The sequence below is a fragment of the Halopseudomonas salina genome (assembly GCF_014637955.1).
GTDB classification, from domain to species: Bacteria; Pseudomonadota; Gammaproteobacteria; order Pseudomonadales; family Pseudomonadaceae; genus Halopseudomonas; species Halopseudomonas salina.
In genome coordinates, this window is the sequence record NZ_BMFF01000001.1 from 181,243 (window position 1) to 195,025 (window position 13,783).

Annotated in this window: 13 protein-coding genes; 9 read left to right on the top strand and 4 right to left on the bottom strand. The window is 58.7% G+C overall.

The window, feature by feature from the left end; genetic code table 11:
- The first annotated feature begins 29 nt into the window (after positions 1-29).
- Entirely contained in the window at positions 30-554 is a 525-nt protein-coding gene (locus IEV54_RS00870; protein ID WP_150277711.1) for a hypothetical protein, read from the top strand.
- A gap of 33 nt (positions 555-587) precedes the next feature.
- Here the strand turns inward: IEV54_RS00870 and IEV54_RS00875 are convergent, their stop codons facing one another.
- On the bottom strand, positions 588-1,058 hold the full coding sequence (locus IEV54_RS00875) for a YchJ family protein (RefSeq protein ID WP_150277710.1): 471 nt from the start codon (positions 1,056-1,058) through the stop codon (positions 588-590).
- The gene (locus IEV54_RS00880; RefSeq protein ID WP_150277709.1) at positions 1,058-1,543 is read right to left on the bottom strand and encodes a DUF6231 family protein; all 486 of its coding nucleotides are present in this window, start codon (positions 1,541-1,543) and stop codon (positions 1,058-1,060) included. Before IEV54_RS00880 ends, IEV54_RS00875 begins: the two co-directional genes overlap by 1 nt.
- Positions 1,544-1,715: 172 nt before the next feature.
- On the opposite strand from IEV54_RS00880, the gene dinG reads away from it, so the two are divergent.
- From dinG to IEV54_RS00900, 4 genes are all read left to right on the top strand, one after another.
- Positions 1,716-3,848 (top strand): ATP-dependent DNA helicase DinG, encoded by a 2,133-nt coding sequence (gene dinG, locus IEV54_RS00885; protein ID WP_150277708.1) that lies wholly within the window; start codon positions 1,716-1,718, stop codon positions 3,846-3,848.
- 78 nt (positions 3,849-3,926) lie between these two features.
- Positions 3,927-5,099: a serine hydrolase domain-containing protein gene (locus IEV54_RS00890; protein WP_150277707.1), complete on the top strand. Its 1,173-nt coding sequence runs from the start codon at positions 3,927-3,929 to the stop codon at positions 5,097-5,099.
- 78 nt (positions 5,100-5,177) lie between these two features.
- Entirely contained in the window at positions 5,178-5,819 is a 642-nt protein-coding gene (pdxH, locus tag IEV54_RS00895; RefSeq protein ID WP_150277706.1) for a pyridoxamine 5'-phosphate oxidase, read from the top strand.
- 64 nt (positions 5,820-5,883) lie between these two features.
- The gene (locus tag IEV54_RS00900) at positions 5,884-6,702 is read left to right on the top strand and encodes an SDR family oxidoreductase (protein WP_150277705.1); all 819 of its coding nucleotides are present in this window, start codon (positions 5,884-5,886) and stop codon (positions 6,700-6,702) included.
- Here IEV54_RS00900 and IEV54_RS00905 read toward each other — a convergent pair.
- Together IEV54_RS00905 and IEV54_RS00910 are read right to left on the bottom strand one after the other, a co-directional pair.
- On the bottom strand, positions 6,686-7,933 hold the full coding sequence (locus IEV54_RS00905) for a TIGR03862 family flavoprotein (RefSeq protein ID WP_150277704.1): 1,248 nt from the start codon (positions 7,931-7,933) through the stop codon (positions 6,686-6,688). The two genes, IEV54_RS00900 and IEV54_RS00905, sit on opposite strands and share 17 nt — an antisense overlap.
- A gap of 49 nt (positions 7,934-7,982) precedes the next feature.
- Complete coding sequence (locus tag IEV54_RS00910) at positions 7,983-8,903, bottom strand: histone deacetylase family protein (protein ID WP_150277703.1); 921 nt, start codon at positions 8,901-8,903, stop codon at positions 7,983-7,985.
- Between the two features lie 186 nt (positions 8,904-9,089).
- Between IEV54_RS00910 and tesB the strand changes: the two genes are divergently transcribed.
- From tesB to IEV54_RS00930, 4 genes are all read left to right on the top strand, one after another.
- Positions 9,090-9,953, top strand: coding sequence for an acyl-CoA thioesterase II (gene tesB / locus IEV54_RS00915; RefSeq protein WP_150277702.1), 864 nt, complete (start codon positions 9,090-9,092; stop codon positions 9,951-9,953).
- Positions 9,954-9,956: 3 nt separating this feature from the next.
- Positions 9,957-10,556, top strand: coding sequence for an HAD family hydrolase (locus IEV54_RS00920; protein WP_150277701.1), 600 nt, complete (start codon positions 9,957-9,959; stop codon positions 10,554-10,556).
- Between the two features lie 160 nt (positions 10,557-10,716).
- On the top strand, positions 10,717-11,679 hold the full coding sequence (locus IEV54_RS00925) for an HDOD domain-containing protein (protein WP_188434271.1): 963 nt from the start codon (positions 10,717-10,719) through the stop codon (positions 11,677-11,679).
- Positions 11,680-11,721: 42 nt separating this feature from the next.
- Positions 11,722-13,758 (top strand): LTA synthase family protein, encoded by a 2,037-nt coding sequence (locus tag IEV54_RS00930; RefSeq protein WP_150277699.1) that lies wholly within the window; start codon positions 11,722-11,724, stop codon positions 13,756-13,758.
- The last annotated feature ends 25 nt before the right edge of the window (positions 13,759-13,783 follow it).

Consider the following 13,783-nt stretch of genomic DNA (forward strand, 5'->3'; position numbering starts at 1 on the left):
AGGACTAATCATTACGAGGGAGAGACAAGATGCCTCTTTTCGAAATTGCTTTTCAGGGACAGGTGCGCTCCGGTGTGACGCAGGACCAGGCTCGGGCGCGGATCGGGCAGCTTTTTCAGGTGGGTGGAGAGCAGCTCGACGTGCTGTTCTCGGGGCGCCGGGTAGTGATCAAGCAGGGGCTGGATGAGTCTGCAGCCGAAAAGTACCGGCAAGCTATCGAGCGTGCGGGGGCATTGTGCAGCATTGATCCGATGGACGCTGCTGCGGAACCGGTGCGGCCCCATTCGCAGGCTGAGCAGGCTACCGTCCAGTCGCAGAGCTCTCACGTCGAGCCTCGAGATGCCTATATGGCCGCCTTCAGGAACGTAGAAGCCCCCGATTTCGGTATCGCACCGGCAGGAGCCGACATGCAGGACGATTATGACACCTTCACCCCGTTGCCTATCGATCTCTCGGCCTTGAGCCTGGCGCCGCCCGGTGCCGATCTGGATCAACTCAAACCCGCGATTGACGCCAGAGTACCTGATACCGATCACCTCAAGCTCGAGGACTGAGACGTTTGCGAGCCAATAACGGAGTCTTCAGGCTCAGGGGGCGCAACAGCGCTTGAATTTTTTACCCGATCCGCAAGGGCAGGGCGCATTACGTCCGGTATCTGGCCGGTAATTTGGGTCCACGAAATACCATTTGTTTGCCTTGCGGATAAATTCCGAACACTCGCGGTGCTTATGCTGACTCCCATCAGGATCCGTCCAGTGCGCAACAAAAGTCACCTGAGCGCGATCGCTGCCATCGTCCGTCGTGTTCTCTACCTCGAGCCCGAGCCAGGTGCTTTCGTGGCTCCACCTGGTCATCGCAGACACATCGAGCCGAGCCTGCTGGCTCGGTAGTGTCGTCGTTACCAGGTAATCGATCAGACCCAGGCAGTAGGCGCTGTAACGTGAACGCATCAGGGTTTGTGCATTGCTCGCGGGCGCTCCCGCGTGCATCGGCCCACAGCAGTCATCATAGGAACGATTGCTGCAGCACGGACAGGGGGTCTTCGAGTTGGAAGTCACTACCACCAGTACCGGTCAAAGTTTTCCGGGTTGGCCCAGTACTTGGAATTCAGCCAGTCGGGTACCGTCTTGTACTCTGCCAGATCATAGCTAAACAGGGTGAGGCAACGATCGTCCTTTTCAAACCGGGCGTCGCGCTGCATGGCCAAGCCATAGAAATCGTTCGACTCCCATTCCGTCGCATCCGCAAGCTCCACCAGGACCGCCATGCGGCTGACCGACAGGTTGCGCAGGCCGGCAAGCAGTTCGATGCCCTGGCGTTTATCCAGGCGCTCCAGTTGATCGGCAATGATCGCCAGGTCATAGCGCTGGTTAGCCAGGTCGTCTGGCAGAGGCACCTGGCTTGTTTCGATCAGTTCGCATTCCGGATGCTCATTGATGTATGCCGATACGGCGGGAATCGGATCACTGCTTATGCACAGCAGGCGCTCGGGCTGATACTGATCGAGAATGCCCAGCAGGGCATGAGTAGGTGTAGCGGACATGGAGATTCCGGTTGGTATATTCAGAGTATCGGCTATTCGGGATGCCCAGATTCCGGTCTGTTGCCGTTTCTGGCAAGCGAAAACTGCAACTAGAGGTTACCTGCCGGCCGATCCCTGCAGCAAGCCCGCAGGGGCGCGAAGTGATATGATGCCGCCCTTGCCTGGAGCCCGCATGCTGAACGATGAACTGAAAGGCCAGATCCAGACGGCCTACCGCACCTTCCTCGAAAACAAGTCCCTGAAGCCGCGCTATGGCCAGCGGGTGATGATTGCCGAGGTGGCCAAGCTGTTTGGCGGCATTAAGCTGGATGACGAAGGTCGTCGGGACGGCGATCCGGCGGTGGCCGTGGTGGAAGCGGGGACCGGTACGGGCAAGACGGTAGCCTATTGTCTCGCGGCTATCCCTATTGCCCGGCACCTGGGCAAGCCGTTGGTAATCTCCACTGCCACAGTAGCGCTCCAGGAACAGATCGTGCTCAAGGATCTGCCGGATATTCAGCGCAACGCGGGGCTGAATTTCCAGTTTTCCCTGGCCAAGGGGCGAGGACGCTATGTCTGCCTGTCCAAGCTTGACCAGTTGCTCAGCGATAATCAGTCGCTAGCCAGCCGCCAGCAGGGCTTTGCCGATGAGGGCTTCAATCTCGAAGTGGACGAGGCAGGGCTCAAGCTCTACACCAGCATGGTCGATGCCCTGGGTACCAGTAAATGGGACGGTGAGCGCGATTCCTGGCCTGCAGCCTTGCCTGACCAGGACTGGGCCCGACTGACCACCGATCATATCCAGTGCACCAACCGCCGTTGTGGCCACTTCAATCAGTGTGTGTTCTACAAGGCTCGTGAGGGGGTGCAGAAGGTTGATGTGATCGTTACCAACCACGATCTGGTCCTTGCCGACCTGGCGCTTGGTGGCGGGGCGATTCTGCCGGATCCGCGTGACTGCCTGTATATCTTCGACGAAGGGCATCATCTGCCTGACAAGGCCATTGCCCACTTCGCACATCATACGCGGATGGCAGCCACAGCTGACTGGCTTGAGCAGCTGGACAAGAATCTGACCAAGCTGCTGGCACAGAATCCGCTGCCCGGGGACTTCGGCCGGACGCTGGAGCAGGTACCGCAGGTTGCCAGGGATCTCAAACCGCACCAGCAGTTCATGGCCCAGGCCCTGACCGAAGTATCGGATTTTGCCAATGCCGAGGATCTCAGCGGTCAGGTTCGCCCCCAGCACCGCTTCAAGGACGGCGTCATTCCTGAGCATCTGTGCGACATGGGTGTCGAGCTCAAGGCGGGTTTTGGTCGTATAACCGACCTCTTGCAGCGCCTGGTGGATCAGCTCAAGGACGCTATGGATGGTGAGGCGGTGGGCGTGACCTCGCATCAGGCCGAAGAGTGGTATCCCCTGTTTGGCGCCTTGCTGGCTCGGTCTGAAGGCAACTGGACGTTATGGACCCAGTTCTGCTTGCTCGATCCGCCGGAAAAGCCCCCCACCGCCCGTTGGTTGACGCTTACCGAGCAGAACGATATTGAAGTGCACGTCAGTCCGATCCTGGCTGCCGATACCCTGCGCCAATTCCTCTGGCACAGCGCCTTTGGCTGTCTGGTCACCTCTGCGACGCTGACTGCCCTGGGACGTTTTGACCGTTTCAGCCAGCGGGCGGGCCTGCCCAGAAGTGCGGTGTGCACCATGGCGCCAAGCCCGTTCAATTACCCGGAAAAGGGCTTGCTGCGCATTCCTGATCTGGGCGCCGATCCGCGTGATAGCGCTGGCCATAGTGCTGCGATTATTCAACATCTGCCAGCCATTCTTGAAGAGGCTCTCGGTAGTCTGGTGCTGTTTTCCTCCCGGCGGCAGATGCTCGAGGTCTATGCCGGGCTGGGTGGCGCCTTCCGCGAGCGTATTTTTGTGCAGGGGGATCTGTCCAAACAGGAGTTGATCCGCCAGCATCGCTCTCGGGTTGACGAGAAGCTACAGAGCGTGATTTTTGGTCTGGCGAGTTTCGCCGAGGGTGTCGACCTGCCGGGCCGCTATTGCGAGCACGTGGTCATCGCCAAGATTCCCTTCGCCGTGCCCGACGATCCGGTGGAAGCGGCGCTGTCGGAGTGGATCGAACGCAATGGCGGCAATCCTTTCATGGAAATCGCCGTGCCCGATGCCTGCCTGCGCCTTATCCAGGCCTGTGGCCGGCTGCTGCGCAATGAGCAGGACAGTGGCACGGTCACGCTGCTCGATCGCCGCCTGGTGACCCAGCGTTACGGCAAGGCAATTCTCAATGCATTGCCGCCGTTTCGCCGGGAAATCGAATAGCGCTGAATATCGGTGCGGTATTGGGTCTGAATCTGCGATTTAATATGGACCAACGATAAACACAACAACGGAGTTTCCATGAGCAATGTCCAGGGTTATTTCGATCCCCGTTTTGAATCCGTGCGGGACATCTTTGCCGCACAACAGCAGGATCCGCAGGCCCGGGGTAGTGCGCTCTGCGTGACCATTGGCGGTGAGACAGTGCTGGATCTGTGGCAGGGCGTGGTCGACAAGGACAACCAGCAGGTCTGGGAGCAGGATTCACTGGTCAATGTGTTTTCCTGCACCAAACCCTTGGGTGCGGTGGCTATTTTGCAGCAGGTCGAGGCAGGCAAGCTGGGTCTGGATACGCCTCTGGCCGATGTATGGCCGGAGTTTGCTCAAGCTGGCAAGGCGCAGATCACGCTACGTCAGGTCCTCAGTCACCAGTCCGGTTTATCGGCAGTAACCGAAACACTGCCTCCCGAGGCGCTGTTCGACTGGAATGTGATGAGTAGCGCCCTGGCCGCGCAGCGGCCCTGGTGGGCACCTGGCGAAGCCCATGGTTACGCCCCGGTTACGTATGCCTGGCTGGTCGGCGAGCCGCTGCGCAGGGTCAGCGACACTCGCCCTGGTCAGTACATTCAGGAGCATATCTGTCGGCCACTGGGGATGGATTTTTTTGTTGGCGTGCCGGATCAGGACCTGCCGCGTCTGGCACATTTATCGCGGTTACGTAACCAGTACGGCGATGAGTATGCCCGCGCGCTCTTTGCCTCCATGGGCAAACCTGAGGGGATGGGCTTCAAGGCATTCGGCAATCCCTCGAGCATGATGGTGAGTAGTAATGAGCGCCACTGGCAGCAGGCCGAGATACTCTCTGCCAACGGTACCGGTAACGCCAGGTCCCTGGCACGCTTCTGGCAGGTCCTGGCCCACGGCGGCAAACTGGGAGAGGCACATCTGCTCGACTCGGAACTGGTCGATGAGATGCGCCGCGAGCACGTTCAAGGCATGGATCGTACTTTGCTGGCGCCTACCCGTTTCGGTCTGGGTGTGATGCTTGAGCAGCCGTATGAAGGCGGTGGTTTCGGCATGGGGCCCCAGGCCTATGGACACCCGGGAGCAGGCGGCTGCCTGGGTTTCTGTGACCCAGAGACCCAGGTCGGATTCGGTTATGTGACCAACGCGATGGGCCCATACGTGCTGATGGATCCCCGCGCGCTGGCCTTGAGTCGTGAGGTCTACCAATGCCTGCGAAGCGTGGATTGATACAAGCCTTGTCCGGGATCAATGCAGTCCACACTGGCGGTGCTAGGATTAGGCCCGAGATGACAGGGAGATTTTCCGATGAAGCCTGATATTGCCGATCTACGCCGTAACTACACCCGTGATGGTCTGCTTGAAGACAAGGCCCCCGATGAACCGCTGAGTTTGTTCGCCAACTGGTTCGAGCAAGCGGTAGAGATCGAATCCACCGAGGCGAACGCCATGATGCTGGCCAGCGTGGATGCCGACAACCAGCCGCATTTGCGTACATTGCTGCTCAAAGGCGCTGACGAACGGGGATTTGTGTTCTTTACCAATTACCAGAGTGCCAAGGGTCGCCAGTTGCTCGAGCAGCCCAAGGCAGCAATGACCTTCTGGTGGCATGACCTGGAGCGCCAGGTGCGTATCGAAGGGGAGGTAGAGCGCATCAGCGAAGAGGAGTCCGATGCCTATTACCACAGCCGCCCGGTCGGAAGCCGTCTAGGTGCCTGGGCGTCGCCTCAGAGCGAAGTAATTGCCAGCCGCGAGGTGCTGGAAAACAAGCTGGCCGAACTGGAAGCACGTTATGCCCAGGAGGCGCCTCCACGTCCCGAACATTGGGGTGGCTTGCGCTTGAAGCCCCAACTGATCGAGTTCTGGCAGGGCAGGCCCAGCCGTCTGCACGATCGGCTGAGCTATCGCCTGGTCGATAATCACTGGCGGCGCGAACGCCTGGCGCCCTAGGGCATTTCTTGCAGCGCGCTTCTTTTTGGCCCACTCTTTGGACAACAGCAGTGGGAGACGGGTGATGGCCAGAGGGATGTTTCAACAGAAGGTAGTTGTGGTGACCGGCGGCTGCGCAGGCATCGGGCGTGCGCTGGCGTTGCGATTCGCCCAGGCCGGAGCGCGGATTGCGATCCTCGACGTTCAGAATGAGCCTCTGGTTGCCTTTCGCGAGCAGCTGATGAGCAAGCTGAACGCCGAGGTTCTCGCTATTCATTGCGATGTGGCCGACGATAAGGCCTGCCAACAGGCGATCTGCCAGGTGATCGAGCATTTTGGTGGTGTTGATGTGTTGATCAACAATGCTGGTATTACTCACCGCAGTGAGTTTGCCGACACCGATCTGGAAGTTTTCCAGCGCATTATGGCGGTGAATTACTTTGGTGCTCTGCACTGTACACGGCACGCTCTTGAGAGTCTGATTGAGCGCAAGGGGCAGATTATTGTACTCAGTTCGATCTCTGGATTTGCCCCGCTGCTGTATCGTAGCGCCTATAACGCAAGCAAGCATGCCCTGCATGGTCTTTTCGAGACCTTGCGCTTGGAAGTGCGTGAGCAGGGGGTCAATGTAATGTTGGTCAGTCCGGGCTACACGGCTACGGATATACGCAAGAACGCGCTGGTGGGTGACGGGTCAATCAACCAGGCCAGTATTGTTGCGCCTTTCAAGGTGTCATCTCCCAACGATGTAGCAGACGACATCTATCTGGGAGCAGTCAAACGCAAACGCTTGCTGGTCTTGTCCAATGTTGACTGGCGGGCGCGCTTCTTGTCGCGATTCTTCCCGCGCCTGTTCGAAACCTGGATGTTGCCACGGCTTTCCGGGGTCAAGCTGGAGCGTTGAGCCAGTCAGCGGCGCCCTGGCCTGCGGTGCGGCCACTGGCGAAGCAGGCAGTCAGCAGGTAGCCGCCGGTGGGTGCCTCCCAGTCGAGCATCTCGCCAGCGCAAAATACCCCCGGCATGCTCCTCAGCATCAGTCGTTCATCCAGCGCACTCCGGGTTATCCCGCCGGCGCTGCTGATAGCCTCATCTAATGGACGTATGCCATGCAGCTCTATGGGCAGCGCTTTCATACCCTGTGCCAGGGCCTGAGGATCGGCCAGAACCTCCGGTAGCAGGCATTCATGTAGCAAGGCCGTTTTCAAGGGGTCAAGCCCTGCACGTTTGCGCAGAACCGACGCCAGGGATTGGCCCTTGCGCGGTTTGGCCAGCAACGCAGCCAGCTCCTCGCGGGTGCGATCCGGGGCTACATCCAGCCAGAGACAGGCCTTGCCGGTGGCCAGCAACACATCCCTCAGTGGGGCGGAAAGAGCGTAGACAAGGCTGCCTTCAAGACCGTCGTGGGTGACCACGCACTCGCCCCGGCGTGATACCACCTGGCCATCCGGCGTCCTCACTGTGGCGATAACCTGTTTAAGCGGCGCGCCAGCAAAGCGCTCGGTCATGAAAGGGCTCCAGTCGGCGACGAATCCACAGTTGGCCGGCAATAAGTCCGCGACCGTAATGTGCCTTACACGCAGGGTCTCCACCCAGGCGCCGTCTGATCCCAGGCGAGCCCAGCTGCCGCCGCCCAGGGCCAGGATGGCGGCTGAGTGGACCTTGCACTGCGGGCCGGCCGGCGTGTCGAACTGCAACTGTTGCTGCTCGGTCCAGCCAGTCCAGCGATGCCGGGTATGCAAGCGTACGCCTGCCTCACGCAGACGTCTCAGCCAGGCCCTCAGTAGCGGCGCTGCCTTCATTTCCACCGGGAACACCCGGCCGGAAGACCCCACGAAGGTATCCACTCCCAGGCCGTGAACCCACTGGCGCAGTTGACTGGCATCCATTTGCGCCAACCAGGTTTCCACCCAGGGGCTGGCTTCCCTGTAGCGGGCGACAAAATGCTCGGCGGACTCGGAATGGGTAATATTCATGCCGCCGACGCCAGCCAGCAGAAACTTGCGTCCGGGCGATGGCATCGCATCATAGATATCTACCTGCAGACCGCGGGCGGCCAACGTCTCGGCTGCCATCAAGCCGGCCGGACCCGCACCGATAATGGCAACGCTGGGAAGGGGTGAAACGCTCGCGGGCATGAGGAATCCGATGAAGTCTGACAGGGTATTGATGCGCAGGGCTGCCAGTTTAACCCAAACCGCGTTCGCGCCAAATCTGCGCGGCACTCTGATGCAGCAGAGCGTGACGTCGGGCGAGGGCATGGCGATCATTACTGTAACCACCGCCGATCACGGCGCAAACGGGTATATCCCGGCCCAGGCAGTGCTCGATGACCATTCGGTCGCGGCTGGCGATTCCTGCGTCAGTCAGTGCAAGGTAGCCGAGAGCGTCATCCCGATGCACATCCACGCCAGCGTCATAGAGAACGATGTCAGGTTGGTACATGGGTAGAAGGTAACCCAGCACATCGTCGACTACTGTCAGGTAGCCCTGATCGTCGAGCTGGCGCGGCAGAGGAATGTCCCAGTCGCTGACCGCCTTGCGTGCGGGAAAGTTGTTCTCGCAGTGCAGTGAAACAGTTATGGCGTCCCTGTCATTTTCCAGAATCCGCGCAGTACCGTCGCCCTGATGTACGTCGCAGTCGAAGATCAGAACCCGTCCGGCCTTGCCGCTGGAAAGCAGGTACCGACTGATAATGGCCAGATCGTTGAAAATGCAGAAACCCGAGGCAAAGTCATGGTGGGCATGGTGGGTGCCGCCGGCCAGATGGCAGGCCAGTCCGTGCTGCATGGCCAGTTCGGCGGTCAGTAAAGAACCACCCACGGCGCGGGTGGTGCGTTGCAACAACGCTTCGCTCCATGGCAGCCCCATACGACGCAGCTCCACTGGTGACAGGGCGTTGGAGCTGAATCGGCTGACGTAGCCATCATCATGGGCCAGCCGCAACAGATCGCTGGTAGCCACCGCAGGTTGATGCAGGTTGCCCTCATGCAGCACCCCTGTCGCGTGCAAGTGGTCGTGCAGCAACACGAACTTGTCCATTGGAAAGCGGTGTGCCGCCGGGAACGTGAAGCTGTAATCGGCGTGATAAACCAGAGGTAGATCCATGTATGCAGGGCCTTTGAAAGGGTTTCGTCGCAGTATGCGGGGCCCTTGAACAAGCCAACAAGCGCGCAGGCATTACCAAAAGCTGCAGGTTAGCGGTTAGAATGTCTCGCTTTGCGACACGCTGTCGCACCCCTGTTTGCCGTTCGCCGCCCCAACGGGTCGGCTGCCGTTGAGGAACCTATTACCATGACCCAAATGCTGGATGATCTGGTTAGCCTGCTGGCGCTGGAAAAGATCGAGGAAAACCTGTTCCGTGGCAAAAGTCAGGATCTGGGTTTCAAACAATTGTTTGGCGGCCAGGTTCTGGGTCAGTCGCTATCGGCAGCCAGTCAGACGGTTGATCCCGAGCGGCACATGCATTCGGTACACGGTTATTTCCTGCGGGCAGGTGACGCCACTTTGCCAATCGTCTATCAGGTAGATCCATTGCGTGATGGTGGCAGTTTCTCCACACGCAGAGTCCAGGCGATTCAGAAGGGAAAGCCGATCTTCACCATGATTTCTTCCTTTCAGGGCGACGAGGACGGCTACACTCACCAGGCGCAGATGCCTGACGTACCCGCCCCCGAGGAACTGCGTAACGAAACCGAACTGACTCGTGATCATCAACACATGATTCATGCGAGCGTGCGTGAAAAGGTGCTGGTCGACAAGCCTATCGAGATCCGTCCGGTTGGTAAATTCAATCCATTTGATCCCAAGCCCGCCGATCCGGTGCGCTATATGTGGTTTCGGGCTGATGGTCGGCTGCCGGACGATCCACAGGTGCACCGCTACCTGCTGGCCTACGCTTCGGATTTCCACCTGCTCGGTACCGCGATGTTGCCCCACGGCATTTCGTCATGGACGCGGAACATGCAGGTTGCCAGTCTGGATCATTCGCTGTGGTTCCATCAGCCACTGCGCATGGATGACTGGCTGCTGTATGCAATGGACAGTCCTTCGGCCAGTGGTTCCCGTGGTCTGTCCCGGGGCCAGGTTTTTACCCGCGACGGTATTCTGGTCGCGTCTGTTACCCAGGAATCACTGATGCGTCAGGTGGAGCGTTGATCGATGCATGATGCCAAGGCATGGATATTTGATCTGGACGGTACCTTGACGCTGGCTCAGCATGATTTCGTCGCCATCCGCGAGGAGCTGGGTATCCCTGCCGATGAGGATATTCTGGGATATCTGGAGAAGTTGCCCGAAGATCAGGCCAGCGAGCTGAGCAGGCAACTTGACGCCATCGAGTTGCGTCTGGCCCGAGATGTCGCTGCTGCTCCTGGTGCTGCCAGGCTTATCCGGCATTTGCGCGATACCGGCAAGCAGGTCGGGATACTGACCCGCAATCTGCATTCAGTAGCTTTATCTTCCCTCGAAGTATTGGGCATCGCCGACTGCTTCGAGCCGGAGCATATTCTTGGCCGTGCTGAGGCTCTGCCCAAGCCGGACCCTGCGGGCATCCATCACCTGCTCGGGCTCTGGTCAGTTGAGCCCAAGGAAGCAGTGATGGTGGGGGATTTTCGCTTCGATCTGGAGGCCGGCCGTGCGGCAGGCTGTCGTACATGCCTGCTGCATGAGCATGACAGCTGGCCAGGACTGGCTGATCTGCATCTGCCCGACTGTGAGCGCCTGCTCGTTTATTTGCAGGGCTTTGCCGATACGCATTGAGCTTTTGCGGGCGGGCTGCAAAAACCGGCTCGCAAATGGTTGCAAAAGGCTATCATATTCCGCCCTGTCACCCTTTGCGGAAAAGCCCTGTATGTGGATCCATATAAAGTCATTCTTCACCGCCGGCAGAAGCAGTGGGCCCGGGGCTACGAGATCAGGTGTGGCAGGCAGTCGCCGCAGTGCCGATATGGATTCAGCGGTGGTTGCCAGCCAGCCTCTTGATACCCGTATCGAGCAAGCGTTCATGGGCATGGTGCTGGGGGTACATTCACCCCAGGAGTCGGCACTCAACGACTTCGAGACCAGAGCCCTGAAAGTATTTGCCGGGCTGATGGACGGAGATTTGGCCGACGCCCGGCTGATTCCACGACTTCCAGCGGTGCTGCCGCGTCTGATGAATTATTTCCGTGATCCCTCGACAACTACCCGGGAGCTGGCCGATCTTATTGGCCGCGATATTGTCTCGGTCAGTGAGGTAATACGCCTGGCCAACAGCCCCTTCTATCGACGCGCCAGTGAGGCGCGCAGTCTGGAGCAGGCCGTGTTGGTGCTAGGTCAGAGAGGCTTGCGCCAAATGGTTGCGAACCTGTTGGTGCGCCCCATTTTCAGCGAGCGGCAGGGCCATTTCAGCGCGATAGCCGGCGTTCTGCTCTGGGAGCAGTCGGAGAAAACCGCACTAATCACCGCGGCGCTGGCGCAAAAGGACCAGGGTGACGAATTCTCTGCGTATCTGGCGGGTATTTCCAGCAACCTTGGGCTGTTGATCGGTTGCCGTGTCCTGGATAGTCTTTTTGACGGCAGTCAGACCCCGAGCAGCATCGCCTTTCGTGCTCAGTGGCTGGCGATAGCTCGCAGGCTTACTGCTCGGGTTGCCAGAGCCTGGGAATTCCCGGATCAGGCCTGTGCTTTGCTGGAGCAGGTGTGCGAGGCGGACCCCTCCAGGTTGCCTTCTGACGGCATGCGGCTATACAGTGCGCAGCGCCTTGGTCAGTTTCACAGTCTGCAGCGCTGTGGCCGGCTGCCGGTGACCGATACCGCATCACCTGCATCCATGATCGCAGACGAGCGGGTCTTCTCGCTCGCTATGGACATCCTCGCTCGACTCGATGGGCGTAAAGGCTGATGTTGGCAATATAAAACCTATAACTATTTTCAGGAGCCTGCCATGGGCTGGTTACGATCACGCCGTCTGCATTATTTTCTCGGCGGTGTAGTGATTCTCTTCGTGTTGCTGGTCGCTTTGCGAGCAGTCTTTCTGTTTGGCTTTTCGTCGATCACGCCCGGGGTGGATCAGCCCTGGCGGCTGGTTCTGGAGACGCTGGGGATCGGTGTCCGTTTTGATTTGAGACTGGCTATTCTACTCATGCTTCCGGCAATGCTGCTGGCCTGGCTCCCGGTATGGAACAGCCTGCGCTCACGACCCTTACGATGGATCAGCCGGTCTTATCTGCTGATCGCTCTGGCAGTTGTGCTATTCATGTATATCATCGATTTCGGCCATTACGCCTATCTCGGTGTGCGTTTGAATGCCTCTGCTCTCAAGTTCATCGAGGATGCGGGTATTTCCCAGCAGATGGTCTGGGAAAGCTATCCGGTGATCTGGATCACTCTGGCCTGGCTGGTCATGCTGGTGGCCAGTTTCTGGGCGCTGTTGCGCTTGGAGAGAGAGACCCTCGACCGCGCGGATACCCGCATTGGTCTCGGCTCACGGATCTGGGGTAGCTGCCTGATGGTGGTTGTCGTATTCCTGGCGATCCTCGGCCGCTTCAGCAACATCAATCTGGAAAATCCGGTTCCGCTGCGCTGGAGTGACGCGTTTTTCTCTGGTGATAGCCAGTTGGGCGCTCTGGGCATCAATCCGGTGATTTTTTTCTACGACACCATTGCCATTCCCCAGGAGCGTTACGACCTTGCCGAGGTGCGTAAATATTATCCGCAAGTGAGCGAATATCTCGGCGTGATCGAGCCGGATATTGAGGCGTTGACGCTGAACAGGGTCCTGTCTGTGCAGCCGCACCGACTTGATGCCGCGCAGCGACCCAATGTGGTTTTCATCATGCTTGAGTCGCTCGGGACCACGGCGGTAGGGGCCTATGGCAACCCCCTCAAGCCGACGCCAAATCTGGATCGAATGGCATCGGAGAGCTGGTTCTTCCGTCATTTCTATGTGCCGGTCACGGGTACGGCTAAAACCGTCTGGGCAAGTATTACCGGTATTCCGGATGTGTCGCGCTCCGAGACTGCAACGCGCAATCCGCTGATCACCAATCAGCACACGCTGGTCAATGCGCTGGAAGGCTACAACAAGATTTATACCATCGGTGGCAGTGCCGGCTGGGCCAACATGAATGGGCTGATCAGGCAGAGTATCGACGGCGTGACGCTGTATGAAGAAGGCTTCTGGAAATCTCCTAACGCTGACGTATGGGGTATCTCCGATCTGGATCTGTTCAAGGAGACCGACAAATTACTGCGAGCGCTGCCGAGCAATGAACCATTCTTCGCCTATATTCAGACCGCGGGTAACCACAGGCCCTTCACCATTCCGCCGGATAACGACGGTTTTGAGGTGCTTGAGCCCAGCCTGGAAGAGGTGCAGGCGGCGGGCTCGCGTAGCGTGGCCCAGTACAACGCGGTGCGCCTGCTGGACTTCAATATCGGGCGGTTGATGGAAATGGCAAAAGAAGGCGGGTATTTCGATAACACCATTTTTGTGATGTTTGGTGATCACAACACCCGTATTGCCAATATCGACTACATGAGGCCGGCGTTCGATCAGTTGGGGCTGGAAAGCAACAATACCCCACTGTTCATTTATGCCCCCAAGCTACTACCCCCGCGTGAATTCGATGAGGCGGTTGGTCTGGCAGATCTGCTTCCCACCATCGCAGGCCTGCTTGGTTTTGAATATGACAATCGCACCACGGGCCGCGATCTGTTGATGCCTGCCCCTGAAGGTGAGCGAGTAGTGCCCTTGGTATTGCGAGAAGGAACCTTCCCGTTAATAGGTGCCGTGAGCAAGGATTTTCTGTTGCAGATGAATTACGACGGAAGCGAGCCCAGCCTGCACGACCTGCACTCCGATACCCCCCTGGATAACGTGGCCGACCAGTATCCGGGAGAATACCAGCGTCTGTTACCGCTGACCCGGGGGTTGTACGAAACGTCCCACTACATGCTGTATGAAAACGTCCGGGATTGACCCGCGGGCGCAAGCAAGAGAAAAC

Coding starts and splice junctions, on each gene's coding strand:
- IEV54_RS00870 (WP_150277711.1), top strand. CDS start 30: ATGCCTCTTTTCGAAATTGCTTTTCAGGGACAGGTGCGCTCCGGTGTG.
- IEV54_RS00880 (WP_150277709.1), bottom strand. CDS start 1,543: ATGTCCGCTACACCTACTCATGCCCTGCTGGGCATTCTCGATCAGTAT.
- dinG (WP_150277708.1), top strand. CDS start 1,716: ATGCTGAACGATGAACTGAAAGGCCAGATCCAGACGGCCTACCGCACC.
- IEV54_RS00890 (WP_150277707.1), top strand. CDS start 3,927: ATGAGCAATGTCCAGGGTTATTTCGATCCCCGTTTTGAATCCGTGCGG.
- pdxH (WP_150277706.1), top strand. CDS start 5,178: ATGAAGCCTGATATTGCCGATCTACGCCGTAACTACACCCGTGATGGT.
- IEV54_RS00900 (WP_150277705.1), top strand. CDS start 5,884: ATGGCCAGAGGGATGTTTCAACAGAAGGTAGTTGTGGTGACCGGCGGC.
- IEV54_RS00905 (WP_150277704.1), bottom strand. CDS start 7,933: ATGCCCGCGAGCGTTTCACCCCTTCCCAGCGTTGCCATTATCGGTGCG.
- IEV54_RS00910 (WP_150277703.1), bottom strand. CDS start 8,903: ATGGATCTACCTCTGGTTTATCACGCCGATTACAGCTTCACGTTCCCG.
- tesB (WP_150277702.1), top strand. CDS start 9,090: ATGACCCAAATGCTGGATGATCTGGTTAGCCTGCTGGCGCTGGAAAAG.
- IEV54_RS00920 (WP_150277701.1), top strand. CDS start 9,957: ATGCATGATGCCAAGGCATGGATATTTGATCTGGACGGTACCTTGACG.
- IEV54_RS00930 (WP_150277699.1), top strand. CDS start 11,722: ATGGGCTGGTTACGATCACGCCGTCTGCATTATTTTCTCGGCGGTGTA.